This is a genomic window from Synechococcus sp. SynAce01, from assembly GCF_001885215.1.
In the GTDB taxonomy this organism is placed as follows: Bacteria; Cyanobacteriota; Cyanobacteriia; order PCC-6307; family Cyanobiaceae; genus Regnicoccus; species Regnicoccus frigidus.
On record NZ_CP018091.1, the window covers coordinates 285,443 to 310,473 of the forward strand.

Below are 25,031 nucleotides of genomic sequence, written 5' to 3' on the forward strand. Positions count from 1 at the left end.
AGCGTCACCGTCCCTGTGCGTGGCGAGCTTGAAAGCAGAGGTTCAAGACGAAGGTGCAGCTCAGATGGCAAACGATTCCAAACAGACCAGAGCCTGGAGACCGGCCCTCCTGGCCTTTGCCACTGCAGGGGCCTTCTCCTTGACCCTGCTGACGGGTTGCCCGTCGTGGTCTCAGAGCAGGGGTAGTTCATGGATGCCTGGTTCTGGCAGAGGCATGGGGGAACCTGGCCAGATGGGGATGGGCTACTCAGATCAGCAGTTCATCGTGATGATGATCCCGCACCACGACGGGGCGATCGCCATGGCTGATCTCGCTCTCACGAAGTCACGCAGGCCTGAGATCAAGGCCCTCGCCAAGAGCATCAAGGCCAGTCAGACCAAGGAGAACGCCCAGATGCGCGCCTGGTACCAGGAGTGGTACGGCCAGGGGGTGTCGCCCTGGGGGCCTGGCTCGAGCTGGGGCTGGCAGGGCGGGATGGGGCCTATGGGAATGGGAATGGGAGGTGGATTCATGGGCAACATGGGTACGAACCTGACCGCCCTGAGCACCGCCCCTGACTTCGATCGCGCCTTCATCGAACAGATGATTCCCCACCATCAAATGGGCGTGATGATGGCGTCAATGGCTCAGACCAACAGCCAGCACCCGGAGCTACGTCAGTTGCAGCAGGCCATGCTGCGGGTGCAGAGCGATGAAATCCAGCAAATGTCCCAGTGGTATCGCAGCTGGTACGGCAAGCCTTGACGCCACCGATGGATCAGTTCTTCATCCTCGACACGCCGAAATCCTTCGAGGAGGCCAGTGCCGCCCTCCAGGAGGCGGTGTTGGATCAGGGCTTCGGCGTGCTGGCCGTGCATGATCTGGGCAACACCCTGCGCAGCAAAGGCCTGCCGTTCCCGGAACAGTGCCGCATCTTCGAGGTGTGCAACCCCCAGCAGGCCGCCGCGGTGCTCAGCACCACGATGGCGCTCAACATGGCTCTGCCCTGCAGGATCTCCATCTACACCGAAGCCGGCCAGACCCGCATCGGCATGATCCGCCCCGAGGCGATGCTCGCCAGCCTCTCGGCCGATCCCTCCCTTCGGGAGGTGGCTAGAGCCGTGGAGGCCTCCACCACGGCGATCATCGAGGCCGCTGCGGCTTGGCCGTCCGTGTCAACCAGCCTTTCCGGCTGACACCGATCGATCGGGAGCGGCAGATCCGGCTGCCTTTCGATGGGTCACGGCGGCTGGATCAGCTCGCTTCCGAGAACGGCAACGGCTTTTCATCAGCCATCGAGGTCAGAGAACTTCACCAAGCCCTGCAACCGGCCCTAGCCCTTGGCTTCTGCGCAGCAGTAGGGCGCTCGACACGGGGCGCCCTTCTCATTGGAACTGAGTTAGGCCCTGACAAGGCCATGCGTAGACGTGCCGAGCTGAGCTGTCTCTCTTAGGCTGACCACGGCTTCTGAGTTGCCATGCGCCTCGACGACCTGCTGGCTCAGGCTCCAAGGATCAGGGAGATTGCGACGGCACACGGCGCCAGCAATGTGGCGGCGTTTGGCTCGGTGGCCCGTGATCAGGCAGGAGCCGACAGTGACCTGGATCTCCTGGTGGATCTGCCCCCGCGCACGGGTCTGCTGGAGCGCATCGCCCTGAAGCTGGCTTTGGAAGACACGTTGCACTGCCGCGTGGATTTGATTCGCCGCCGCAATCTCAAGCCAGCCGTCCTGGCTTTTGCTGAGCGGGACGCCATTCCCCTGTGATCGAGCCAAGGGACCGTGATACCCCTGGCGGGAGATGGCCGGGATGCGGGACGTACTCATCCATGCCTATGACCGAGTGGACCTCGAAGAGGTGTGGATCACGTTGAGCGAGCAATTGCCAGCGCTGCTGGAGCAGATCGAACCTGTGCTCGCCCTTTGATCAGGTGGCTGCTGATCGGTGCCGCTGCGTTCATCGCTGGGTGGGGCAACGTTTTCTCCGCCGACACCGCGCAGGCCAACCAACAGGCTTCCGCCACGCTGCTCTCGATCGGTGATGGCGACACCATCCGCGTTCAACAGGGTCAGCAGCGGATCACGGTGCGGCTGGCCTGCATTGATGCGCCCGAGATGGCCCAGGCTCCCTATGGCGAACAGGCCCGCAGCTATCTGCAGAGCCGGTTGAAGATCGGCAGCAAGGTGAACCTCCTTTCTCAGACCGTGGATCGCTATGGCCGCACCGTGGCCGAAGTGATCGGGGAGGTCAACTTGAACTTGGCGATGGTGGAAGACGGGATGGCCTTTGCGTATCGGAAGTTCCTGGGCCATTGCGACGAGAAGGCCTATCTCGATGCCGAATTCAGAGCCAACCGGCGCCGCTATGGGGTGTGGAAGGTGCCTGGCGGAATCACCAGGCCCTGGGACTTCCGACGCAGTAGAAGATCATCGGGATCTGCTGCTGATTCCAGATCCGTTCCTGGCGGCCGCCGCTATCGCTGCAGCGAGATCGGCTCCTATGCCCTGGCCCAGGAACTGCTGCGCCAGGGTCACAGCTATCTCGATGGCAACGGCGATGGGGAAGCCTGCGAAAGTCTGCGCCCTTGAGATGACGGTTGGCCGCACCTTTTACGCCAAAACCCTCTTCCATCTTGCTATGTTGGTTCCATTCTTGCTCTACATCGATGGCCCTTGTTGGATCTGATCTGCTCGCCAAAGTCAAAGAACTTGGAGATGGCTCCAAATCTGATCTGGTGCGAGCTGCCGGCTACGTGAGCACCAAGAAAGATGGCAGTGAGCGCCTGAACTTCACGGCCTTCTACGAGGCCCTGTTGGAGGCCAAAGGCCTCAGCTTTGGTGATGGCACTAGCAAAGGACGCGGCAGTGGTGGGCGCAGCTTGAGCTACACCGCCAAAATCCAGTTCAACGGAAATTTGCTGGTGGGCAAGGCTTACACCGCCCTGCTTGACCTCAAGCCTGGCGATGAATTCGAGATCAAGCTGGGCAAGAAACAGATCCGGCTGATTCCTGCTGGTGCGGTCGACGACGAGGAATGAGGCGAGCGTGCAGCTCTGTTACGGCTGACGTCAAGGCCTCCACTGCGGTTGGTGCGACGAACAACTTTCCCTAGCGTGATTGCCACTGCTGCAGGGTCACGGTGCAGGAAAACCAGCTCGTCAAAAACTGCCTGCGACGGCACGGTGGAGCCTTGTTGTTCGTGGCACCGGAGTGGAGCGAGGCTCAGCGATCTGTCCAATGCCAGATCGTCGACGTCTTTGCGCTGAAAGTGGTGACCGGTTTCACCTGTGATCCCCACGGCAGGTTGCTGCTGGAGGCCGATCCCTCGGTGGCGGCTGGCCGGAGCTGGTCGCTGGTCAAAGCCTGCCAGCTGGCGCGTAACGACGCCAGACCAAAGCGTTGGGTGGTGCTGCAACGCAACACCAAAGCCTGGGGGCTGTTTTGGGCAGGCGGCGGACTGCATCGCTGCCGGCAGGAACTGCTGGAGACCACGCGATCACCAACACCGGGTTCCGCCATCGTCCCGGTGACGCCGGAAGCGGTGCTGAAGCTCGTCCTCAATCTGCAAGTGGAGGACAAGTCTGCAGAGAAGGCAAGCCAAACGGTTGTTGCTCCTGCTCCTGCTGCAGTGGCTGCCTCTGGAGTTCTGCGGGCTGTTCTGTTGACCTCCCTGGCCTGGCTTGCCGTGCTGGGCGTGTCCGCTGCACATTTCCTGGGAGTGCTGCAGGAACAGGACCGCAAGTTGGAGCTGCTGCTTGAGCGGCTGCCAGCACCCGCTGTCAATCGCTGATTTACAACCCGTAGGCCCAATGGGCAGCGGGCGCCGGCTCAGCTGCCGCTGGAGGGCCCGGCCGCCTCACCCGGGGCCTGCCGCAAAGCGCTCCCACTGCTGCTGTTCCTGCTCGCTGCGGATCTGCTGGATGCGGCTGAGGAATTGCTCGATCACCGGCAGCGCCACTTGCCGCAGGAAGTGCCGTTCAGTGGCTGAAAAGGGAGCTCCATGGGCCCGTGTGGCCTCGGCCGCTAAGAGAACGGCGCGGATGGCCTCGCGGCAGCTGAGCAGGAGCAGCACGGGATCGGTGCCGCTGTTGATGGGACGGGGCATGGCAGCAGACGCCAGTTGGCGCGCAGGCGGGACGCCCCTACCGCCGCACCGCATGGCAAGGGTCGGCCGTCAGGCCGACTTGCACCGTCCTTGCCGCGGGGCGGACGATGGGAAGACCCGCCTCCAGCCGCCTCTCTAATCGCTCTTGTGATTCCACCGCCCGGATTCCCCAAGCGCTGGCAATCGGTACGCGATCCACTCCGCTCCCCTTTGTCGAGGGCATCGCCCTACCCCACCATTCCGGTGGACCCGATGAGCCTGAGCGCTCCGGCTTGGCCCGTTCCCCATAACTCGGAGCCTGTCGCGCATGGATCAGCGGCCGAGCTCTCCACAGACGCCCACGAATCTGCCCAGATCCCAGTGGCAGCAATGGATCTGCCCACGAGAATTGGGCATGCAGAAGCCAAAGTCCTTCCGCCCCTGGTAGCCGGAGCAGACGACCCTGCTGCCGCCACAACCCCGTGACTGGCTCTCGGTTGATCACCAGGTGGATTTCCTGCTGGATTTGGTGGTTGAGCTGGATCTCTCCTCCATCCTGATCCCCGCTCAGGCCAAGGATCCACGCGGTGAGAAGGGTTTTGATCCGCGCATGATGACCATGCTGCTGCTCTACGCCTACTGCGTGGGCATCGTCTCCTCCCGCAAGATCGAGCGCGCCTGCTACGAGGATCTGGCCTTTCGGGTGTTGACGGGCAACCAGCAGCCGGACCACACACGGATCAGTGAGTTCCGTCGCCGCAACCTCGATTCCCTCAGGGGTCTATTTGTTCAGATCCTGCGCCTGTGCCAGAAGGCCGGGGTTGTGAGCCTGGGCCATGTGGCGTTGGACGGCACCAAGGTGCAGGCCAATGCCTCCATGCACAAAGCCATGAGCCACGAGCGCATGCTCAGGGCGGAGAAGCAGCTGGAGAAAGAGATCAATGCCTTGATGCGCAAGGCCGAGATCCTTGATGCCCAGGAGGATCGCCGCTACGGCAAGGGGAAGCTGGGCAGTGAGCTCCTCGATGAACTGAGGCGGCGTCAGGACCGCCTGGCCAGGATCCGCCAGGCCCGCAAGGAGATGGAAGCGGAGACCGCCGCAGCAGCAGCACGTCAGCGGCACGAGGAAGCAGAAGAGGCCAAGGCCCAAGCCACTGCCGCCCGGGAATCGGATGCACCGGCAGCCGAGAAGGCCGATCTTGACAAGAAAGCCGAGGCAGCAGCAGCCAAGGCCAGGGCGGCCCGTGAGAAGGCAATCGAGGCTGCCGAGATCGCCGATGTGGAACCGCCGGATCTGGAGCCCTTGGCGCCTGAGGCGATGCCACGCCGTGGTCTGGCGAGAAGGGCCGATGGCACACCGCAGAACAAAACCCAGCGGAACTTCACCGACGCCGACAGCCATCTCATGAAGTCAGATAGCCACTACATCCAGGGCTACAACTGCCAGTTGGCGGTGGACAGCGACTACCAGGTGATCGTGGCGGTCGGGGTGAGCAACCAGCCGCCGGATGTCGAGCATCTGGAACCCATGCTGGTACGCATCGCCGCCAGCGCCGGTGCCCTGCCCACGGTGATGACGATGGATGCGGGCTACTGGAGCGATAACAACGCCAACGCATGCGCTGATCAGGGCATTGATGCCTACATCGCCACCGGCCGGCTGCCCCACGGCCAGCCGCCCCCGCCGAAATGCGGACCGCTGCCCAGGAACGCCGATGCCAAAGCCCGCATGGCCCGCAAGATCAGAAGCAAGAAGGGCGCCAAGATCTACGCCCAGCGCAAGGCGATCGTGGAGCCGGTGAACGGGCAGATCAAGGAAGCCCGCGGTCTACGCCGCTTTCTGTTGAAGGGCATTGAGAAGGTGAGCGGCGAATGGCACCTGATCGCCGCCACCCACAACCTGTTGAAGTTGTTCAGGTTCAGGCGATCACAGCAACAGGCGCTGGTGGCGGCAACGGGATGAGGGGCATGGCCAAACCCTGGCGATGGCACTCAGGATTGGCTCAAACACAAATCGAAAGACCCTAGAAACGAAAGAAGGGGGCCTCATCGCTTCGACTCAGGGCCGAGTTTGCCGTGACCGGCGGGCCCCTGCTTTATCGGCAACAAACTCCTAGGCGGAGATTTACAGAATGTGCAAATATATTCACCACTATCGGAAAGTCCCGCTGCCTCCTCGCCCATTTCAGTGAGGCAGAAGCGAATAGTCTTCAACCTGAATACGCAGTGGTCACGAAGGCAGCAGGCTACTCAGAAGGCACACAACGCCAATCAAGCCCTCACCAGTAGCCCACAGCTCGCCAGGAAGTATGTAGAGCAACTCATTCCCTTCTGCTCCAGCATTGGGAGCGTCGTCTTTTACGTGTGGGAATTGGGAGTTGGGTGGTCAGTAGGCCACGATTCTAATCTAGTTCAAGACCGTTGCGTTTACCCATCACAAGGAAGATCGTTCTACCTCTGGGGCGAGATCGGCTGTACCTAGGAGTGTTGCCAATACTGCAGCGCGCCCCTTAGCACTACGAATTATGGCTGAGGGAAACCCCTAGGTTCTGGTCTCCTTCTGGGTGGGTTCATTGAGTCAGGGCCACCACGCTCATCTCAGGGTCCAACCCAAGAAAAGTGGGAACACTGTCACCAGCTACCCCTGACCGATGCCTCTCACCACCTCTGATATCTCCATCCAGCTCTTGATGGACAGCACGGTCAGCCTTCAAGAGATCGAGGCCCGCATTACGGCCGGGGTCTTCACGGCGGTGCACAACCCTGACCGTGAGCCTGCAGTGCGACAGGTGCTGGATCTGTTGCTTGCGGTGCCGGATGCCATCAGCCCAGTTGGGGTGATCTGAACTACCACTGTGGCTCCACCCTTCTCCAGCCCGCCTTCAGTAACTTCTGCCACTGCTCGACCGCCCACTTCCGGGAGAGCCTCTCTCGCCGCTTCAGCAGGGCTGGCTGACCGGGAATCGGCTCCCCTCGATCGATGAACACGTAGGCCTTGTAGCGAGCAGCAGGATCACGGTGGAAGCGGAGGACATTGCGGCCATTGGGCTGCTGGAGCCAGCCGTCCATGAAGAAGAGAATAGTACGGCTGTATTCTCGCCGATCGTGAGCCCGATGCTGCCAAGCGTGGTGGAGCTGGCGCCATTGGGCGCAAGGAAACACACCTTGGAGGCAGAAGGTGAAGTAAGACAGCACTTCATCCGTCCCTCCACCTGCCTCTATGCCCGATCGAGAACAGCAGGACGAGGTCCTTTTTCGCTGTCGCCTGACAGTCTTTACTGTTGTTTCACCTCATCATCAGGTGAAAGTCGTTCTCACCTCTCCCTCATCACCGGTTTGGGCAGGTGGCATCGTCATCCCTCACCACAATTGCCCCCTAGGCCCATGGCACCCGCCAACCTCGCCACCGTCGAGCCCCGGTTTATGAGCGCCCGCTTCCGGCCGGAGCTCAAGGCCCTTCTGCTGATATGGATGCCGCTTCTCCTTGGCCTACCGGCCCTGGCGGCCCCCATCGACATGATCTGCTCGTTACCGCCCGCCTCCGTCGGGGGCCTAGGAACCCTCGTTGACTTCAGCCTCAGCGAAGGCTCGGGTAGAGGTTTGTCGTTCTGGCCGACCAGCGGGCAGCGTCGATCGGTGCTCGCTCAAGTTGCCAGCTGGAAGATTCAAATCCTGCAGCCCGGAAGCGGTGTACTTCTGTTCAGCATCGATCGTCTCAACGGCAGCATCACCGCCGCCGAGGGTGAACCTGGGCGCTGCACCAACGCAGGCCATGTTCGTTTGGATCGAGCCATCTAGATGTGTAGTCCCACCACGTTGTTCAGCTGACAAGGGGGTGTGAGGTCGCCAGGGTCGGAGTGTCACCACCGTCCCAAGACCTCACACACCATGCATAGCCACCCTCTGGCCCGACTGACACCCATCAGTCGGGAACGGCTCATCCGCCGGCATCTCGATGAAGGCGTGCCACTCAAAGCCCTTGCAGCACAAGCCGGGATCAGCCTGCGTACGGCCTACAAGTGGCTCTCCAGGTTTCGAGCAGGCGGCGTAGCGGCACTGGCGGATCGACGGAGTGTTCGCCGCACCCAGCGGCGGACGCTCGATCCGCAGCAACTCCAGCAGGCTGTAGACCTGCGGCACCAGCGCTGCACGCTCCGCCGCATCGCCAGGGCTCTCTGTGCGCCCCTCTCCACCGTTGGTCGGCTCATGAAGGGCCTGGGTCTGGGACGACTGAAGAACCTTGACCCCAAACGTCTTGTTCGTCGCTACCAGTGGGAGCGCCCCGGGGACATGATCCATGTCGACATCAAACAGCTGGCCAGGTTTGAGCGGGTCGGCCACCGCATCACCGGCGACCGTCGTCAAGGCTCCTCCCGAGGTGCCGGCTACGAAAAGGTGCACGTCGCGATCGACGACGCCACCCGCCTGGCCTACGTCGAAGTGCTGGCTGATGAGCAGAAGGAGACGACCGTTGGATTCCTGGCCCGTGCCGTCGGCTGGTTCTCTGAGCAGGGGATCACCTGTCGGCGGATCCTCTCAGACAACGGCCCCTCCTACCGCTCTGGAGACTGGCGAAAAGCCTGTCGCGCCTTGGATCTCAAGCCCATCCGCACCAAGCCCTACACGCCGCAGACCAACGGGAAGGCCGAACGGTTCATCAAAACCATCCTGGCGGAATGGGCTTACGTGATCGCCTACCAAACATCGGATGAACGCAACCGCTGGCTACCCCGCTATCTGGGGATCTATAACGGCAGCAGGTGCCACATGGCTCTCGGTGGCCTCACTCCTCAGCAATGCCTCCAGCGGCTGCTGATCGCTGAATGACCTGGTGAGAAAGCACATCTAGAGGCCTGGTCGGATACCTGAGTGCCACGGACACGTAGGTGATGTCCTCTGACAATGCATTGCAGTGAATTTCGAAACTGCGTCGCCTGCCGATGTCGGGTTCAATTGCGCCTGAGGCTGATCGGGACAAGCAGCAGCTCACCCCCTACTCCTCCAGGCACAGGTATTCAGCCGACGGTCACCGCCTGGGCTTACAGCCCAAACAGCTGTCCGATGCGAGGGGACATTCCCTGGAAGTTCACATGGGTAGCTACGCCAGGTTCATGACCAGAAACCTGACGGATGCATTTGACGTGGTGAACAGCAATATTATGTCGACTACTATTCTTGTTGGAAACGTGTCTTGAACTGCTCCTTCCCCTGTAACCGCCAGGTCTTCCTCCATTTGAAGAGGGTGATCACGTGAATGCCCAGCTCTTCTGAAATCCGGGTCACGTTCTGCCGGTGCGGCGGGCTCATCCGCCTTTTCACATCAGCCTTGACGGCCTCGCTGTATCCGTGCATTGAACTGCTCCATCAAGCCCCCTGGTGGAAAAGTTGGTCGGGATGGAGAGGCGTCATCTTGTCAGGCAGAGGGGGGACCAGCGCTATAAATGGAGAGCGTTAGCGGAGACTAAAATGTTTGACATCGACTATTCGAGTTAGCCTTGCGGTTAGGGGGGCGATTGAAGGGAAGGTGAGTTGATCTTACACAGGCGTTTACGTAGCTTGCGTATGTAGCCGAACATGACTACGACCCCAAGTCCTGGTAGTGATGGACCTGGGACAGGCGTGACGGTACCCGTAATGGTAAAAGCATCCAGGGCGGAAGTGAGGTTGGTAGTACTGTTGCCGGTCCCGCGCACATCCTCTAAGTAGGTCGTCCATCGGATTCCACCGATCTGGGTGCCAGTTGAAAGCCCGACATCGATGTAGCTTAAGTTGGGGATATTGTTGTTTGTGCCGTTCATTCCCGTTTGAGTGCTGTTCGAGCCTACGCCGATCACTGTTGAGGTTGAAGCCGCTACATAGTTGCCTAAGCCCGCCTGGCCAGTAAAGCCGCCACCGGCCGCAACGTATTGAGAGGCAGCCCCGGGAGTGAAGGTGAGCGCAGTGTTGATCAAAGAGCTGAATGGATTCCCCTGTGAATCGAGGAACTGGATCACCGAATATTCCCAGGTTGTACCAGCGGTATTGAGACTAGCAAAATCGAAAGACGCCCCAGTAACGCCCAAGTTGGCATTGAAGCGTAACTCGAAACTATTCGCCGTTATCGTGCCTGGATTGTTGCTGATAACACCGGTGGTGTAGCCATGGCTGGCTCCTACCCTTCCGGAAGTTACCGCAGGGAATGGAGACGACGACCCTATAGCTCCCAGTACCACACGTCCATATCCGCCGAAGCCAATTGCACTATTTGCAGAAAGGGTGAAGTCATTGAGATCGCCATTGCTGCTAACCAGTTTGGCGCCGGTGAGGTCATTGATGGTGTTGTAGCTGAAGGGTGTGTTTCCACTGAGTACCTGACCTGGACTGATTAGGTTGAGCACTTCACTGCCTGGTGTCGATCCAGAGAGGAACTCAAGATTGTTAAAGTTAGCAGCATGGGCTTGATATACTCCCGCCAGCAAGCCACCAGTGATTCCAATCAGTGTATTAAGTACTGTAGGGATAACCTGGCTCCTTTGTCTATTGACTGATTTGATTGCAGGAACAAACAATTTTATCATTTATCGGAAACGATGTAGCTCAAAGACAGTCACAGTGGTTAAAGTAAGTTATTAATAGGCAATAGCAATACTGAACACTATTGCCAAGCTGAACTACCTGCGGGGTGAAGGCACGAGTTAAAGCAATAACCCAATTTAGCGGATCCGTTCGACCGCATGGGACTGATGCCAACAGACTAAGTTGGTCTGGGTTTTCTCGACAAGCCCCATCGTTAACCTTTGAGGCGGGGCACCGCCCCTGAAAGGGGCTCCTACCGTTGGCGAAGCCTTCTCCGAAGGAGTTGAGCAAACGCCGTACCACAGCCCTGAGTTCAAGGCCAGGGTCGCCATGGAGGCGATCAGTGGCCGCAAGACGCTCCAGGAGATTGCCGCTGATCACGCGATCCACCCAATCCAGGTGAGCCAGTGGAAGAAGCAGATGCTGGAGGGCGCCAGCGAGCTGTTAGGCCGAGGCAAGAGCAGCAACGCCAAGGAGGATGTACAGGCCAAGGAGGCGGAGCTGTTCCAGCAGATCGGTCGTCTCCAGATGGAGCTGGAGTGGCTTAAAAAAAAGTCTCAGCTGCTGTGATGCCCGTGAACTGCGCAAGCTGGTCGACCACGATCACCCTGAGATCAGCATCACCCGGCAGTGTGAGCTGCTGGGGCTGCCACGATCCACGCTCTACTACCGGCCCACACCGATGCGTGAATCGACGCTGCGGATCATGGCCAGGATCGATGCTCTCTATCTGGAGGATCCCTGCAGCGGCAGCCGCCGGATGGTGGACTACCTGGCCAGAGAAGGGATCCCGATCAGCCGTGAGCGCGTGCGAAACCTCATGCGGCGCATGGGTCTACGGGCCATCTACCAGAAGCCACGCACCACAGTGCCAGTTGATCCATCGGAGCGCTTTCCCTGCCTGGTGGACCTCAAGGAGGTCAAGGAAGTGGATCAGGTTTGGGCAACGGATATCACCTATATCGCGCTGCGGAAAGGCTTCCTCTACCTCGTGGCTGTTGTGGATCTGTTTTCCCGGCATGTACTCAGTTGGAAACTCACGGGCAGCCTTGACACGGAATTCTGCCTGGAGGCCTTGGAGATGGCTCTTGCTGGTGGGAGAAAGCCACAGATCTTCCACTCCGATCAGGGGTGTCAGCTCGGTTTCAAGTGGTCGTCGCAACACCTCATTCACTGAGGGATTTTGGGATGACGAGCAAGCATCAGCGGCAGATGGCCGTTCGCTCGATGAGGGGGAAAATCCCCTCTCCTGGCCGTCCCTCGACAGCTCAGCACAAGCATCGAGTTCTTTTCTGGATGGCGATCGCTCAGGGGTTATCGAGCGAGAATGCCGCATCCGAGGCGGGCATCCCTCAAGCGATTGGAACGCGTTGGTTCCGCAATGCTGGCGGGATGCCTCCGATCGATCTGAACCCGCCTTCGGGCCGTTTCCTGTCCTTTTCTGAGCGGGAGGAGATAGCCATCCTCTGGGCGAGGAATCTGGGAGTCCGCGCCATTGCCCGTGAGCTGGGTCGCTCCGCCTCGACCATCTGCCGAGAGTTGCGCCGTAATTCCTCAACACGCAGCAATGCGTTGGCCTATCGGGCCACAACGGCACAGTGGCATGCTGAACGTCGCGCCAGACGTCCCAAAGTTGCCAGGCTCGCCGGGAACGGCCACCTGCGTAAGTATGTCCAGGAACGGCTTTCTGGCCAGATCACCCGCCCGAACGGTGATGTCGTGCCGGGTCCTGTTACAAGCTGGATCGGCCGCAGGCATGGTCGTCGTCAGGACCGGCTTTGGGCGACCTCCTGGAGCCCGGAGCAGATCTCGAACCGGCTCCGTATCGATTTTCCTGATGATGCGTCGATGCGGATCTCTCATGAGGCGATCTATCAGGCTCTCTATGTTCAGGGCCGTGGAGCGTTGAAACGGGAACTTGTCGCGTGCCTGCGCACTGGGCGTGCCCTACGTGTTCCTCGCGCAAGGCGCCAGGCAAGCGGCAAGAACTTCCTCACCCCGGAGGTCATGATTTCCCAGCGGCCGGCCGAGGTTGACGATCGCGCCATTCCGGGGCATTGGGAAGGCGACCTCATCGTGGGGCTCAAGAGTTCAGCGATTGGAACGCTCGTGGAGCGCACCACCCGATTCACCCTGCTGCTGCACCTGCCCCGCATGCAGGGCCATGGAGAACAGCCACGGATCAAGAACGGCCCCCCACTGACCGGACATGGTGCAGAGGCGGTTCGCGATGCGATCGCTGCAACGATCGACACGCTTCCTGCTCAGCTGCGCAGATCCCTGACCTGGGACCAGGGAGCTGAGATGGCACAACACGCTCAACTCCGCATCGACACAGGCCTGAGGATCTTCTTCTGCGACCCGCATAGCCCCTGGCAACGCGGGTCGAATGAAAACACCAACGGGCTGCTGCGGCAGTACTTCCCAAAAGGTACTGATTTGTCCCGACACTCCCGTAACGAGCTTGATGCCGTCGCCCTGGCACTCAATACACGCCCACGCAAAACCCTCGGATGGAGGACCCCTGCTGAGGCCCTTGACAATCATCTGAGGGCTTTGTGAAATCCCCTTTCTAATTCGCGACGGTGTTCTCGCGCATCGCTGCCATCGGACCTAAGCGACAGATCTGGCATTCTGTTCTCCCTGAAAACCACTGTGCATACTGGCTTTTGGATCCATAGGCACCGTCTGTTGAAACGATCATCAAGTGAGCCGGTGATCCATTTTTCCCTCTGAACAAACCGCCTTGGCGGCAAGCGGGGGCGTCAGCCACCGATTGCCGACGAGGTGGAACCGCCCGCAAGCGGGCGGGGCCCAGCCGCTGCTGCTCGTTACTAACTGATCGAAAAGAAATTTAAAAATGATGCAGCTGAGAAAACCCGTATCTACAAGCCCTTATGCTCCTTTTCCAACCCGGTGTTGCGACGACCGGTGGAATCCACCCAGTTCACCTCCGGTGACTTCGTGGCAAGGCTCAAGGCAGAGGAGATCAAGGTCAGCTGGTCGGGACGGAGGCGCTGTTACGACAACATCCTGGTGGAGAGGCTATGGAGAACAGTCAAATATGAGGAGGTGTATCTCCGTGCCTACAGCGATGGCTGGGAAGCGGAAATCAGCTTGGCCCGATTCCTTTGGAGGTACTGCCATGTAAGACCACATAGCTCATTGGGCGGCAAAACCCCCAATGAGGTCTACAGTCAGATTCAACCCTGTTCTTCCCGCCCGAGGTTTACGATGTCAGGGGCCGAATCTGTCCAATAAAAGCCACCCACCTCAGATCCCAAGGGGCTGTGTGGCCTGTCCTGTTCATGTGGTGCCAACGGCAGCGATCAATCCAGGGAAAAGGTCGGCAGAAAGTTCGCCACGTTGCATAGCTCAATATCGATCGCCCCAACATCGGTAAAATCCTGGCTGGTATTCCTGGTTCGCTCGATGAATCGAGCAGTTCTGACTGGGTGGGCCGTCAGCCCGACGAGGCGCTGAATCCAGTTTTTACGGGACACGGCTGGGACAAGACCCTGCAGCCCAAGGAACCAGGGAATCAGTGAGGCTATGAGGCCAAGAGATTCAGATGGACGATGCGCGAAGGATGGCATGGAGATAGCGATCGAACGAATAAATGCATGCTGCGATTCGGCAAGAACCAGGGGCTCACAAAGGGTCCGAAGCTCAGATCCAGTTGTACTCAAAGCATCAATAAGGCGATCGGGATGACAAAGATAAGACTCATAACAAGTGGTCGGCTTAAGCTCTCGCTCAAGAAGACATCGCTTCATCCACTCAAGATCCACACTACCAAGCGAGTGATCGCTGTGGCAGCTGTAGACGAGGCCCCGCCGATACTGGACCGGGCAGAGATACTCCGGCTCAATCAACTCCGACGCCGCAGCATGATCGCTACAGATCACCGGCAATCCTGCATAACTGGCTTCAATGAGAACTCGTCCAAGCGTCTCCAGATTAGAGGTGGTAGGAAACAACAGCACATCGATCCTGGCAAGGAAGTCCCAGATCTCGGCACTCGAGCGTGCAGGGGAATAGCTATAGACATCGGATATGCCGAGCGCCTGTACCAACATCTGGTCAACTAAATGCGGCTCACAGCTGGAGGAATGGTTGTGCCCGCAGGCGAACAACCTGTAGCGACGGGATGACAAACTTTTAGTCTCTTGATTCAGCTCAATTAACAAACGCACGAGATCTGGAAAGTTCTTGTCTTCCGAGATGCGCCCTAGATAACCAAGAATCAAGTCCGCGTCAGTGTTCCGAGAGCGCTTAGACAAAATCCGCTCACGCTCCGGAAAGCACACAGCAAGTGGATGAGAAAGAAGTGAAGGAAAATGCTTGAGCCCTGGAAAGATTGCTTCAAATACGCCCCGAGCGTAGCGGCTGGGCACCAAGAGCGTGTCGTCGTACCGAAGAAAAGGATGGCAAAGAAACTCTTGAAATAGATAGCCGCTCCAGAGAGCAGTATGCACATCCCGGACGATTCGATAGGAAAGTCGAAGGTGTTCTCGGAGATAGAAATAATAATGCGCATGAGGACCTACATTGCTCACTACACAGTCGGCATTGGCCAACATTTCGACTGCGTAAGAGTCATCAGAAAGCAGCCGATTAAAATCATGGAAGTGCACGTTTAAAGCAGGCCCTGACCGATGCTTCAACAGCCAAGTCATGTTCTCGTGGGCAAAATTTACGCCATCACGCTGGGGCAACGCTGGATCGGTCCTGTAGTCATGAAGGGTAACTCGAAATGTCTTCAGATCAGGCTCTCCCCATCAAAAGGCTCAGTTGCTTGGAGGCCTGCAAGAGCAAGGATGGTGGCCGGCAGGTCCTCCAGTCGACCATGACGCAGCTTTTCACCTGGCTTGATTCCTGGACCAACAGCGAGAAGCAGGTTACTGACCTCGGTCCCATGCATCACATGCCCTCCAGAACAGAAGAAGGGAAGAGGGCCAATTCGACCAAACTCCTCGCTATCCAATACATCAGCTGGAGGGCCAGAATCACCCCAGCGCACGATAAGGTCAGGGGGCAGGTGAGAACTTTCAAAAGGCGTTTCTCGCATGATCAACACATCATGTGCCAAGAATTTCCCGGTACGGGGATTCACGCATCGCAGGAGCAAGTCACGTAGCTCATGAAGAGTGGGGAGGAACTCCGCAGCATCGACCAGGCCTTCCACCTCACGCCCACGGACGTTCAGACGCACATAGCCATCTGCCACACTGGGGAGAGCGAAAGCCCGCATGCGGGGCCATAAGTTTCGGAACCAGTTGGCCGGATTCCAGCTGAGTGGATCTCCCGAAGCCTCCTGCTCAAAGGGACTGGAAATCAGAGCCTGCGCCGCCTCCCCCACGGTCTTCCAGACTTCAGCCTTCCAGTGCTCTCCATAGTCGTAGCGCCTAGAAGGCACTGGGGATCCAACCTCAGAAGTTGAGCCAATAGCGGTCTCACCTGGAAAGGCCCAGCGATACATCAGCTCTGGAAGAAGCGCCATACTGGGCACATCCATATGGTTGGCCGATACTTGATCAATGGTGTAGACAATAAATGAAGTATCGTGACGCGCAAGTGTGTACAGCCTGGCCAGTGATCGGTCAATTTCGCGATAGACTTCAATGAGCGGCGAATTCCCTTCAGGAGATTCATCAGCCTGCGAGGGCAGAGCTCCTTCCCCTAAATGCCAAAGCATGTGATTCGCTGTATGGCTTTCTGAATAAAGAGAAAGAAAGAGATCCCAGTCTTCTGCTTGCAGAAGCTCAGCGCAGATAGCCGTTCGACGGCGGACAGATTCACACAATTGTCTCTGAAGTTTCAGCAAGTCCTTCTTGATATAAAGACTGGGAAGGGAAACAGAGCGCTCAGGCTTGCCTGAGATCGGATCAATCATTAACTTCAGGCCATCTTCGATTGGCGGATAGAGCCCATGAACACTCTCAAGATTTGCCAATAACCATTCTGGCTGACTCAAGGGAGCAAATGTATTGGTCTCGCTCCCCCAACCTGCTACTTGGAGGCCGTTGAGATCAGAAGACATAGGCGCCACCATATCGAACACACAGATTCGATGAGAAGCATGGCCGGAATAGAACAGTGGCAGCGAGGCCGAGTCTCTGTGAATTGGCAGAACAGCATAGAGATATTTCTGTGCATCAAAGCAGCATCCTGGATGCGTTGTAGCTCGTCCCGTGAGAAAAACATCCCAACAGGATTCGTTCAGGAAAAGCTTAGTGTAAGAATAGTTACCTGTCGCACCATTCGAGCGCATCCAAGCCAAAAATGGAAGCTCCCCAGAATCCAATGCGTCCATAAGGAGCTCAGTATTAGGAGCATCGATTCCAAGCGCAATAACAGATCTTTTGACACTATCAGTCATGGGTTATCACGGAGTAAGGAAGGGAGTCTGAATCGAGGTCTTTACTGCCGAATCAACCACTCGCAGTTTGCTGACGTGGGGCTTGATCAGCTGCAAGAGCCGCTCGGAGTCTGGGTGGTCTTGCGGCAAGGCATCGCTAAGCAAAGTGCATGTGCCAAATGAGGGAGCAGGAAGCCCCCTCTGAAGAATCTCGTTGGTTCTCAACGTGATCAGAGCTGATCTCAGGCGTTGGTCCTGAATCAGGATCTGAGCAGCGGAGAAGCCATTGGGAGACTTACACGCCAATGGCTTCTCATCAATCCAGGCCTCGTCAGCAAGGACTAGCCCATTACAGTGCAATTGCCGCGCCAATTCATGGGCCAGCGCATGCAGAACCCCAGGCTTCATGCCATCAGAAACTATCAAAAGGTGAACCAGGACAGGCTCTGCACATGTAAGCATATTAGCCAAGATCTCATGGTAAACCAAGGGAGTATCAAACGTACCGATCTGAGGCTGGGCGTTCACCTCGCAGACAATGCCTCCGCCATCCTTCCACGACACATTAACGTCAGGTATGATCAGGTCGATTCCGGCGATGTCCAGCCGGAAGGTTCGCGCAACATGAAGTGCAAGCTCTAGATTCTCAGGATGTACTTGGTCTTTGTCGATCACGATTTGGGTTCCACCTGCTGAGATGTTCGCTTTGCCGCGAAGCCTCACAACAGTGCCCTCCTTAGGAATTGAGAGAGAATCTAGCCCTTGGTAGGCAAGAAGCATGTGAGCTTCTGGATCGAGTTCGAGTCGCATCTTGCCAGTCCTTCGCCAGATCCTCTGATGCAGCTCCGAGGACTGCTCCCTGAGCACGAGACCAGCAACAGTTGTCCTGCCGTCGCCAACAACTCTGCCGGGAATTCTGTGCATGATCTTGACGATTTGACCATGAGCGACTGTGAATCGATAGTCCTCTCCAGCGATGAACTTCTCGACGAGAATCCTCCCAGATAACTTTGCAGCCTCTCGATAGGCCATCCCGACAGACTGCTCATCCCTCAAACCAGCAAAGACCCCGCGGCCCTGCTCTTGGTCCGCTGGCTTGATCACCACGGGATAGCCCAGTTCACCTGCCAGCCGGATGGCCTCTTCTTCTGAACGGCAGATTTGATGGGTGGGCCCAGGCAGCCCATGCTGCTTAAGAAAGCAGGCTGTCCGCGCCTTATCTTTCGCCAGAGCCACGGACATGCAAGGAGTCTGATCCGTCAGAGAACTGTCGATCCAGCGTGTTGAAGCACCGTGGCCAATGGCCATGATATATCTGTCGATCCGAATTACCGGTAGGGCCAGCTCATGGGCCGCCTTGACAAAATAGAAGTTGTTGGTCCCCTTCAGGCCAAAGGCACTCAGTTGTCTGATCAACTGATCCCTGCTCCGGTGAATCTCCTCCAGGCGATTGTTCACGGCAGCAGGAGATTGGACGAAGGCATTGATCAGGAATTCAAGCCAGCGCAGGGTGTCCACCGAAGCCCGTGGAAACGAGTAGGGAAGGAAAAGATCGTGCGCCTCCAAGGGGACATCCCTCCCCTCGATCCTTGCAGGACACGAGTGATAGGGTCCGAACACAGGAAGATTCGCCAGGCGCTGGATCTCGAGATGGGTCATCAGAATCCCATCGAGGAGATCCAGGACGGGGGACTCTCTGCCCCCATCGCCATGAGTTGCATCAGGCTCCACGACCCTGGAGAGGAAGTCCCTGACCTTGCCTGCTGCTGTGGGCCTGTCACGAAGGATCCCGATTCGGCCTTCAAGGAAAGGCTGACGGATTCCGTAGCCCATGCCCTGATAGACCCGGAACTGGGTCGAGAAACGAAGAAGAGAGAAGTTCTTGCCTCGTGGTCCTGATCGCTGAGACCGATCGGATGAGGGGAGCGCCACGACTCAGGCTCCCACTACTTCGGACCGACCCATAGATTCCGTATGGAGCCACTCCAGGATACAAGCCTTGGCCGTATGGACATTGAGGGCATGAACCAGCACGGGATCACCCGGAGCGGCATCCTTGAGGAAAGCGGGGATGGCGGCATGGACCTCTCCGACATAGCGAAGGTCCACCCCCGGATCGGCTGCATAACCGGCCTCAAGAATCATCGCCACAGCCTCTTCCTCAACGCGACCAGTATCCTGTTCACCTCGTGCAATCCGGACCACATCGAACAGCCGACAGGCTTCAGCTGCCATGGAGCACATCCAGTGATCAGCAGCGACGAAGCCCAGTCGAAGCAAGATCCGCGTGCGGGAGTTAGGCTTCGTGTTAAGCGACTCCATCAGCACAGAAATGGACTGTAGCGTTTCAGTGGTTCCCGCCCAGCTCAGAACGATGGATCGCCCAGGAGTATCGATTCTTTCAGATCGACCTGGATTGTGGCTCGAATCGAAGTCAAGGATCCGCTCTCGAATCAGATTTGGAGCCACGCCCATCCTCTCGGCCATCACCGCCACGAATGCCGCTGCGATCACTGTCCCCCGGCACAGACCACCCCAGGCACCTTGGATCTCCGCTGCAGGAATCTCACACAGTGTGGTGTCGCCGCGACACAGGACCACCACGCCATCGGGCCCATCTCGCCACAGGGCGGCCGCTTGCAGGTTGATCTCCTGGCGGCGGCTGGTGTTCTGCCGGGCCCTGACGCTGAGGATCGCGTTCAACGTCTCGTCGTCGCCGCCAGTGTTCTGGCGGATGTAGAGATCCGTTTTGAGGTAGCTGCGGATCTGATCGAGCAGCCGGCCTTCTGCCGGCAGGATCGCCATCAGCTCGGTGCCACCGAAGTTGCGGCTGTGCAACACCGCCTCGCTGCCGTAGTGGGGATGCTCAGGAGTCACCAGGTTCACGGCCACATCAGACTCCTTGCTATCCGGCGACAATCTGGTTGAGGGGTCGCGCCAAACAGGTTGACCGCTCTTGAGGGGCTGAGCTGAATCCAGTTGCCATGCGCAGGGCACCGGCCCATGCCAGCTCCCCTTACCGCTCAACAGATTGCGCTGTACATGTCCAAACGACGAGTCAGCAGCCGCCAGGAGGTGGCTGCTGCAGCGGCGGGTATCTCGGTGAGTAGTGCTCACCGGATCGATTCAGGCCGCCTCCAACCCAAAGCCGCCAAGCCCCCAGCAGACGCCGACCTGACCCGTTGGTTGAGGTTTGGGAGCCCCTGTTGGTGCCGTTATTGGAGCGCCATCCAGCTCTGACGCCCACCACGTTGTTGGAGCACCTGCAGGAGAAAAAGCCAGACCAGGACTGGATTCCTGTCAAACGCACCCTGCAGCGTCGTGTGCAGCAGTGGAAGGCGTTGCAGGGCCCACCGCCGGAGGTGATGTTCCCCCTGGCCTATCAGCCCGGCGAGATCGGCTTTTGCGATTTCACCAAGGTCAAGCGGGTGGAGATCACAGTGCGGGGCGAGCCCTTTCCGCACCTGCTGTTCCACTACCGCCTGGCCTGGAGCGGCTGGGCCTACGGCCAGGTGGTGCACGGCGGCGAAAGCTTTGTGGCTCTCTCAGAAGGGTTGCAGAACGCCCTGGCCGCCTGCGGTGGTGTGCCCAGAGAGCTGCGCACGGATCGGCTTTCGGCTGCCAGTCGCAATCGTGATGGCAGTTACGCCATCGACATCACGCCCCGCTACCAAGCCCTCTGCGCCCACTACCACCTTGCTCCCAGCCGCAACAACCGCGGCGTGGCCCAAGAGAACGGCATCGTCGAGGCGCCCCATGGCCATGTCAAACGGCGGCTGGAGCAGAAGCTGCTGCTGCGCGGCAGCTGTGATTTCGACGAGCCGGCCGAATACGGCGAGCTGCTCTCCGAGGTGTTCAGTGCCCTCAATGCCCCACGGCAGCGGCGCTATGAGCAGGAGTTCGAGGTCCTGGGCACCTTGCCTGCCTTCCGATTCGCAGATTACGAGCTGCTGACTGTGCGTGTGCGTAGCACCAGCACGATCGAGGTGCGGCAGGTCGTCTACTCCGTGCCGCCGAGCCTGATTGGCCGTCAGGTCACGGTGCGGCTGCACCATGACCGGCTGATCGTTTACCTCGGTAGTGACTGGGTTTGCCAGTTGCCCAGGGTCTACGGCAGCGGCTGCCATGGACCCCGGGCTTGGTGTATCGACCTGGAGCACCTGATCGATGGGTTGCGCGCCAAACCCCGCGCCCTGCTGCATTGCCGCTACCAACGCCAGCTGTTCCCTGATACCCGCTGGTGGGATGTCTGGCAGCGCCTGCTTGCCAGCGGTGACCGCGACGCGGCGGCCCGGCTGATGGTCGAAGCGCTGTATGTCGCCGTGCGGGTGGCGTCATTTGAGCTGGTGCTCGCCTTTCTGCAGCAGGCGCAGCAGCGCAAAACCCTGTCCCTCTCGCTCTTGCAGCAGCGCTTCCGGGTGCCGCCCCGCACAGGCAACCTGCCTGATCTCGTCATTCCCCAACACCTGCTGGCCTCCTATGACCACCTCCTCCCCGGTGCCCCGCTCTCAGGCGGTGGAAGCGGCCCTGCCGCTGCTGCTCAAACAGCTCAAGCTGGCGCGGTTCCGCAGCCACTGGCAGCCGCTCGCTCAGCAGGCTGAGGCCGAGGGCTGGAGCCCCGGCCAGTTCCTCTATGCCCTCTGCGAGCAGGAGGTGGATCACCGTCAGCTGGCACGGCACCAGCGCCTCCTGCGGGAGGCTCATCTGCCCTGGCAGAAAGGACTCGATGGCTTTGATCAGCAGCAGATCGAGGCCAAGCATTGGCAGGAGCTGCAGGTACTGGCCCGCAGCCACACCTGGCTGCTGCAGGCCGAGAATCTGCTGCTGTTTGGCCCCAGCGGCGTGGGCAAGACCCACCTGGCCATAGCCATCACAATGGCGATGATCGAGCAGGATCAACCCTGCCGCTTCTTCCCGGCCACCGCTCTGGTGCAGCTGCTGCAGAAGGCCAAGGCCAGCTACGAGCTGCCGGCCGTCATCCAGAAGTTGGATCGCTACGCCTTGCTGGTGATCGACGACATCAGCTACGTGCGCCGCAACGAGCTGGAAACCTCGGTGCTGTTTGAGCTGATCTGCCACCGCTACGAACGCCGCTCGTTGCTGGTGACCTCCAACCAGCCGTTCCGCGAGTGGGACACGATTTTTCCAAGTGGATCCATGACCGTGGCAGCGGTGGACCGGTTGGTGCACCACTGCCACATCGTGGGCATCAAAGGCGAGAGCTACCGTCAGAAAGAAGCTGCTGCAAGGGTTTCTAGTGATTCCAGTGATCCGCCTATGTAATTGACGCGGGCGACATGGCCGTCACGATCAATGGCCGCAGCAACCCAGCTCGCCAGAAACAAGGCGGCGACACGAAAACTGGCCCACCAGCCTTGAAATTGACGCCCGACCCACAACTTGATTGACGTCACGCGACAGCATGGTCAAGATCCAGTACCTACATGGAACCTCAAGCTTGCAGGAGGTTCAAAACAGGGGGATGCCACCGGTCAACCAGATTGACGCCACCCATCAACCTGATTGACACGGGACAGCAGGCTGAGCCCGATCTCAGCGCAGGCACTCGCCAGCCTGGCACCGGCTGCATTCGCCTCGGCGATCAGCTCAATGGCCCTATGCCGAGTCGCAGCAGTGGTCAGCCTTCCGCGTCCTCCGAGCAGAAGGCTTCCCACTTTTTTCGCAGCACCAGCAAGGCCGCCATCTCCGCCATGGCCTTTTCCTTGCGCTGCAGCTCCTTTTTGAGGGCTTTGATCTCTCGCTGGTCCTGGGCGCGGAGCTTTTCGAGCTCCTTCTGCTCGGCCATCGTCAGCACCGGCTTGGCATTGGCATCCTGGGCTGCCTGGCGCCAACGCTCCACCTGCTCGAAAAACGGGCCCCGCTCCCGGCAGCATGCGCTGAGCTCAGTGGCATTCAGGCTAGCGGTCTCCAGCACCACCGTGAACTTGTCGGCAGCGCTCCAGCCGTCTGGGTCCTTCTCCGATGCCGGCACCACCTCCCCCTGTAACCGCCACGTCTTCCTCCATTTGTAGAGGGTGATCACGTGGATGCCCAGCTCTTCTGAAATCCTGGCCACGCTCTGCCTGTGCGGCGGGCTCATCCGCCTTCTCACATCAGCCTTGACGGCCTCGCTGTATCCGCGCATTGATCATGTCCTCAAGCCCCCAGGTGTACTGACGAGAGGGGTGACATCTTCCTAAGAAACACCCACGGCCATCAGAGATCTCGGCCATTCATCCGGTTGCGACCAGTTTGTAACCAAGCGCTTTTGCACGCCTTTCCAGACCACGCACGTGTCGTTCTTGTGATGCCTGCTGGTAAGCCAAAGCCCCCGGCTCTTGAAATGCCATGCCATAGCGCAACATATTATAGTAAAGAATGGCAATCTTGCGCGCTGTAGCTATCAATGCTTTGCCTTTTCCAACCCGTGCAGATAGCCGCCGCTGGAATGCACCCAAGGCAGTGCTGGTTCTGCTGATTGGCACTGCTGCCATCCAAAAAGCGCTGCCGGCCCTAGTTGCTCCCTGTCGTGTCCGCGAGGAAAGTACCCGGCCACCAGAAATCTTATTTTGTGGGCTCAAGCCAAGCCAGGAGACAAAATGCTTGGCGCTTGGCCAGCGGGTCATGTCAAGCCCACACTCACTGATCAAGGTAATCACCGTTGCAGGCCCTAAACCGGGCAGGCTTAATAGGTCTTGGCCTGCTAACGCTGTAATCAAGGCCTGAGGATTGAACGAGAAACCATTGCCCATGATTCGCCAGTCGCTTGCTTGCTTCTCAGGCTCAACATAGCTATCCCCGGCCAGGTCATTCAGAACGACTTGACCGGCTAATTCACATTCTTGAATCTTTACTGAATAAGCATCAAACATCTCGACTGCAACCTTAAGCTCAAAGAGGTGTTCTTCTTGATAGTTGCCGTTTAGAGCGGCAGCTATCGTTGCTTGTGACTCCTTGCAGCGGGGATCACGCAGTGCGGCCAACTCCTCTGCATCTCTTTAACCTGAAAGGATGGCATCAATGATCCTGCGTGCAGTCAGACCAGTGATGTCTTTCACAACATGATGCAACTGTAGATTCATTTGCATGAGGGCCTTCTGCATGTGTTGCTGATGCGAGGAGCGATAACGCACCAAAACATCCCTTTGCCGGAAGTAAGCCCTGAGCTTGGCGATACAGGGATCTGGTTGAAAGCTTGCGCGAACAAGACCGTAGCTGTGAAGTTGCTGCAACCATTGAGCATCACTGATATCAGTCTTCCGTCCGGGAACATTCTTGACGTGCCTAGCATTGACCAGATAGACTTCAATGCCATATTCCACTAGTATTTCGTAGAGTGGAACCCAGTAGATTCCAGTCGATTCCATGGCCACCGTCTTGATGTCGATGGCAAGCAACCACTCAGCCATAGCTTTCAAATCATTGGTGAAGCTTGAGAATTTCCGTACTGGGTCATCGTCAAGCTCCGCTGGTACCGCTACAACATGAAACCGACTGCCGATGTCGATTCCTGCTGAACGTGGATTGACCACTCTTAGGCGCGCACGGCGGAGGCGAGAGGGGGAAGAAGTTCCTGGCATGCATCCACTGCAATGGGTCTGAGGAGGGAAGCCAAGCAGGTTCTGCGCTAAAGAATGAACATTTTCCTAATCGGGATCAACACTCGGGATTACTCCAGAAGTGTCGTCGCCAGGGCAGGGAGCGCTGTGAGAACCCAGACCACGTTTCCTTGCGGGAACAAGTCTCCAAAGATGTCATCGGCCATGGCCTGACTTACCCATGGCCAGTTTGGCAACGGCCTTTGGACTTGGCCGTGGGTGTTTCGGACGCGAGGGCGTGCTCAGGGGTACTGGTACGTTTCCTGAAACCGGGGGAGACGACTGGTATAAATCCATCGAACGACTCATTGGCCAAACTGATTGGCCCAGCGAGAAGCTTTACACGAATGTCAATGATTGCTAAACTGCAGAATGACTTGTCGTAAACCACATTTCAGGCATCCCCATTATCGTTTCATGTGCAGCCAGTTCGTCTTTACCGTGAGGCATGGGGC

General features: G+C 58.4%; 27 protein-coding genes. 17 read left to right on the forward strand and 10 right to left on the reverse strand.

All coding sequences use genetic code 11. The features are described 5' to 3' along the window. Positions 1-214 precede the first annotated feature (214 nt). The 7 genes from BM449_RS01540 (at position 215) to BM449_RS01570 (ending at position 3,768) form a co-directional block, all read left to right on the forward strand. Positions 215-745 (forward strand): DUF305 domain-containing protein, encoded by a 531-nt coding sequence (locus BM449_RS01540; RefSeq protein ID WP_233830931.1) that lies wholly within the window; start codon positions 215-217, stop codon positions 743-745. Further along, positions 742-1,176, forward strand: coding sequence for a DUF302 domain-containing protein (locus BM449_RS01545; protein ID WP_233830933.1), 435 nt, complete (start codon positions 742-744; stop codon positions 1,174-1,176). Before BM449_RS01540 ends, BM449_RS01545 begins: the two co-directional genes overlap by 4 nt. A gap of 281 nt (positions 1,177-1,457) precedes the next feature. Next, on the forward strand, positions 1,458-1,745 hold the full coding sequence (locus BM449_RS01550; RefSeq protein WP_071799792.1) for a nucleotidyltransferase domain-containing protein: 288 nt from the start codon (positions 1,458-1,460) through the stop codon (positions 1,743-1,745). Between the two features lie 34 nt (positions 1,746-1,779). Continuing rightward, a complete protein-coding gene (locus BM449_RS01555; RefSeq protein WP_083544324.1) occupies positions 1,780-1,905 on the forward strand; it encodes a HepT-like ribonuclease domain-containing protein in 126 nt (41 codons plus the stop codon). Further along, positions 1,902-2,567 (forward strand): thermonuclease family protein, encoded by a 666-nt coding sequence (locus BM449_RS01560; protein WP_233830935.1) that lies wholly within the window; start codon positions 1,902-1,904, stop codon positions 2,565-2,567. Before BM449_RS01555 ends, BM449_RS01560 begins: the two co-directional genes overlap by 4 nt. A 77-nt stretch (positions 2,568-2,644) precedes the next feature. Then, positions 2,645-3,016: an AbrB family transcriptional regulator gene (locus tag BM449_RS01565; protein ID WP_071799793.1), complete on the forward strand. Its 372-nt coding sequence runs from the start codon at positions 2,645-2,647 to the stop codon at positions 3,014-3,016. Positions 3,017-3,168: 152 nt separating this feature from the next. Beyond that, positions 3,169-3,768: a hypothetical protein gene (locus BM449_RS01570; RefSeq protein WP_145537217.1), complete on the forward strand. Its 600-nt coding sequence runs from the start codon at positions 3,169-3,171 to the stop codon at positions 3,766-3,768. 66 nt (positions 3,769-3,834) lie between these two features. Here the strand turns inward: BM449_RS01570 and BM449_RS01575 are convergent, their stop codons facing one another. Then, positions 3,835-4,083 (reverse strand): hypothetical protein, encoded by a 249-nt coding sequence (locus tag BM449_RS01575; protein WP_071799795.1) that lies wholly within the window; start codon positions 4,081-4,083, stop codon positions 3,835-3,837. A 487-nt stretch (positions 4,084-4,570) separates the two neighbouring features. Between BM449_RS01575 and BM449_RS01580 the strand changes: the two genes are divergently transcribed. Next, the gene (locus BM449_RS01580; RefSeq protein ID WP_083544325.1) at positions 4,571-6,025 is read left to right on the forward strand and encodes a transposase; all 1,455 of its coding nucleotides are present in this window, start codon (positions 4,571-4,573) and stop codon (positions 6,023-6,025) included. A gap of 688 nt (positions 6,026-6,713) precedes the next feature. Next, the gene (locus BM449_RS01585) at positions 6,714-6,908 is read left to right on the forward strand and encodes a hypothetical protein (RefSeq protein WP_071799796.1); all 195 of its coding nucleotides are present in this window, start codon (positions 6,714-6,716) and stop codon (positions 6,906-6,908) included. 1 nt (position 6,909) lies between these two features. Here the strand turns inward: BM449_RS01585 and BM449_RS01590 are convergent, their stop codons facing one another. After that, positions 6,910-7,131 carry a DUF1651 domain-containing protein gene (locus BM449_RS01590; RefSeq protein WP_071801845.1) on the reverse strand — a complete coding sequence of 74 codons (222 nt, stop codon included), beginning with the start codon at positions 7,129-7,131 and terminating at the stop codon, positions 6,910-6,912. 315 nt (positions 7,132-7,446) lie between these two features. On the opposite strand from BM449_RS01590, the gene BM449_RS01595 reads away from it, so the two are divergent. Both BM449_RS01595 and BM449_RS01600 read left to right on the forward strand, forming a co-directional pair. Beyond that, entirely contained in the window at positions 7,447-7,860 is a 414-nt protein-coding gene (locus BM449_RS01595) for a hypothetical protein (RefSeq protein WP_071799797.1), read from the forward strand. Positions 7,861-7,950: 90 nt separating this feature from the next. Further along, entirely contained in the window at positions 7,951-8,889 is a 939-nt protein-coding gene (locus BM449_RS01600) for an IS481 family transposase (protein ID WP_071799798.1), read from the forward strand. Positions 8,890-9,563: 674 nt separating this feature from the next. Here BM449_RS01600 and BM449_RS14870 read toward each other — a convergent pair. Then, the gene (locus tag BM449_RS14870; RefSeq protein WP_145537368.1) at positions 9,564-10,619 is read right to left on the reverse strand and encodes a hypothetical protein; all 1,056 of its coding nucleotides are present in this window, start codon (positions 10,617-10,619) and stop codon (positions 9,564-9,566) included. Positions 10,620-10,947: 328 nt separating this feature from the next. Between BM449_RS14870 and BM449_RS15275 the strand changes: the two genes are divergently transcribed. The 4 genes from BM449_RS15275 (at position 10,948) to BM449_RS01625 (ending at position 13,878) form a co-directional block, all read left to right on the forward strand. After that, positions 10,948-11,187 (forward strand): hypothetical protein, encoded by a 240-nt coding sequence (locus BM449_RS15275; RefSeq protein ID WP_233830939.1) that lies wholly within the window; start codon positions 10,948-10,950, stop codon positions 11,185-11,187. Then, a complete protein-coding gene (locus BM449_RS01615) occupies positions 11,096-11,794 on the forward strand; it encodes an IS3 family transposase (RefSeq protein ID WP_083544326.1) in 699 nt (232 codons plus the stop codon). The genes BM449_RS15275 and BM449_RS01615 overlap by 92 nt, the downstream gene beginning before the upstream one ends. A gap of 35 nt (positions 11,795-11,829) precedes the next feature. Continuing rightward, the gene (locus BM449_RS01620; protein ID WP_162922824.1) at positions 11,830-13,179 is read left to right on the forward strand and encodes an IS30 family transposase; all 1,350 of its coding nucleotides are present in this window, start codon (positions 11,830-11,832) and stop codon (positions 13,177-13,179) included. Between the two features lie 474 nt (positions 13,180-13,653). Further along, positions 13,654-13,878, forward strand: coding sequence for a transposase (locus BM449_RS01625; protein ID WP_233831209.1), 225 nt, complete (start codon positions 13,654-13,656; stop codon positions 13,876-13,878). Between the two features lie 68 nt (positions 13,879-13,946). On the opposite strand, the gene BM449_RS01630 is transcribed toward BM449_RS01625, so the two are convergent. The 4 genes from BM449_RS01630 to BM449_RS01645 form a co-directional block, all read right to left on the reverse strand. Further along, positions 13,947-15,335 carry a glycosyltransferase family 4 protein gene (locus BM449_RS01630; RefSeq protein ID WP_083544329.1) on the reverse strand — a complete coding sequence of 463 codons (1,389 nt, stop codon included), beginning with the start codon at positions 15,333-15,335 and terminating at the stop codon, positions 13,947-13,949. A gap of 44 nt (positions 15,336-15,379) precedes the next feature. Further along, positions 15,380-16,999, reverse strand: a complete 1,620-nt coding sequence (locus BM449_RS14875) for a hypothetical protein (RefSeq protein WP_233830942.1) — start codon at positions 16,997-16,999, stop codon at positions 15,380-15,382. Positions 17,000-17,005: 6 nt separating this feature from the next. Beyond that, positions 17,006-18,496: a hypothetical protein gene (locus BM449_RS01640; protein ID WP_162922825.1), complete on the reverse strand. Its 1,491-nt coding sequence runs from the start codon at positions 18,494-18,496 to the stop codon at positions 17,006-17,008. Between the two features lie 417 nt (positions 18,497-18,913). Further along, complete coding sequence (locus tag BM449_RS01645) at positions 18,914-19,897, reverse strand: hypothetical protein (protein ID WP_145537345.1); 984 nt, start codon at positions 19,895-19,897, stop codon at positions 18,914-18,916. A 263-nt stretch (positions 19,898-20,160) separates the two neighbouring features. On the opposite strand from BM449_RS01645, the gene istA reads away from it, so the two are divergent. Continuing rightward, positions 20,161-21,579: an IS21 family transposase gene (istA, locus tag BM449_RS15280; RefSeq protein WP_071799807.1), complete on the forward strand. Its 1,419-nt coding sequence runs from the start codon at positions 20,161-20,163 to the stop codon at positions 21,577-21,579. Continuing rightward, the gene (istB, locus tag BM449_RS01655) at positions 21,494-22,261 is read left to right on the forward strand and encodes an IS21-like element helper ATPase IstB (protein WP_233831211.1); all 768 of its coding nucleotides are present in this window, start codon (positions 21,494-21,496) and stop codon (positions 22,259-22,261) included. Before istA ends, istB begins: the two co-directional genes overlap by 86 nt. A gap of 355 nt (positions 22,262-22,616) precedes the next feature. On the opposite strand, the gene BM449_RS01660 is transcribed toward istB, so the two are convergent. The 3 genes from BM449_RS01660 to BM449_RS15190 all read right to left on the reverse strand — a co-directional run bounded on the left by BM449_RS01660 (position 22,617) and on the right by BM449_RS15190 (position 24,558). Further along, the gene (locus BM449_RS01660; protein ID WP_162922826.1) at positions 22,617-23,054 is read right to left on the reverse strand and encodes a hypothetical protein; all 438 of its coding nucleotides are present in this window, start codon (positions 23,052-23,054) and stop codon (positions 22,617-22,619) included. A 157-nt stretch (positions 23,055-23,211) separates the two neighbouring features. Further along, a complete protein-coding gene (locus BM449_RS15185; RefSeq protein ID WP_205526843.1) occupies positions 23,212-23,961 on the reverse strand; it encodes a transposase in 750 nt (249 codons plus the stop codon). Positions 23,962-23,976: 15 nt separating this feature from the next. Next, on the reverse strand, positions 23,977-24,558 hold the full coding sequence (locus tag BM449_RS15190; RefSeq protein WP_205526844.1) for an IS110 family transposase: 582 nt from the start codon (positions 24,556-24,558) through the stop codon (positions 23,977-23,979). Between the last annotated feature and the right edge of the window lie 473 nt (positions 24,559-25,031).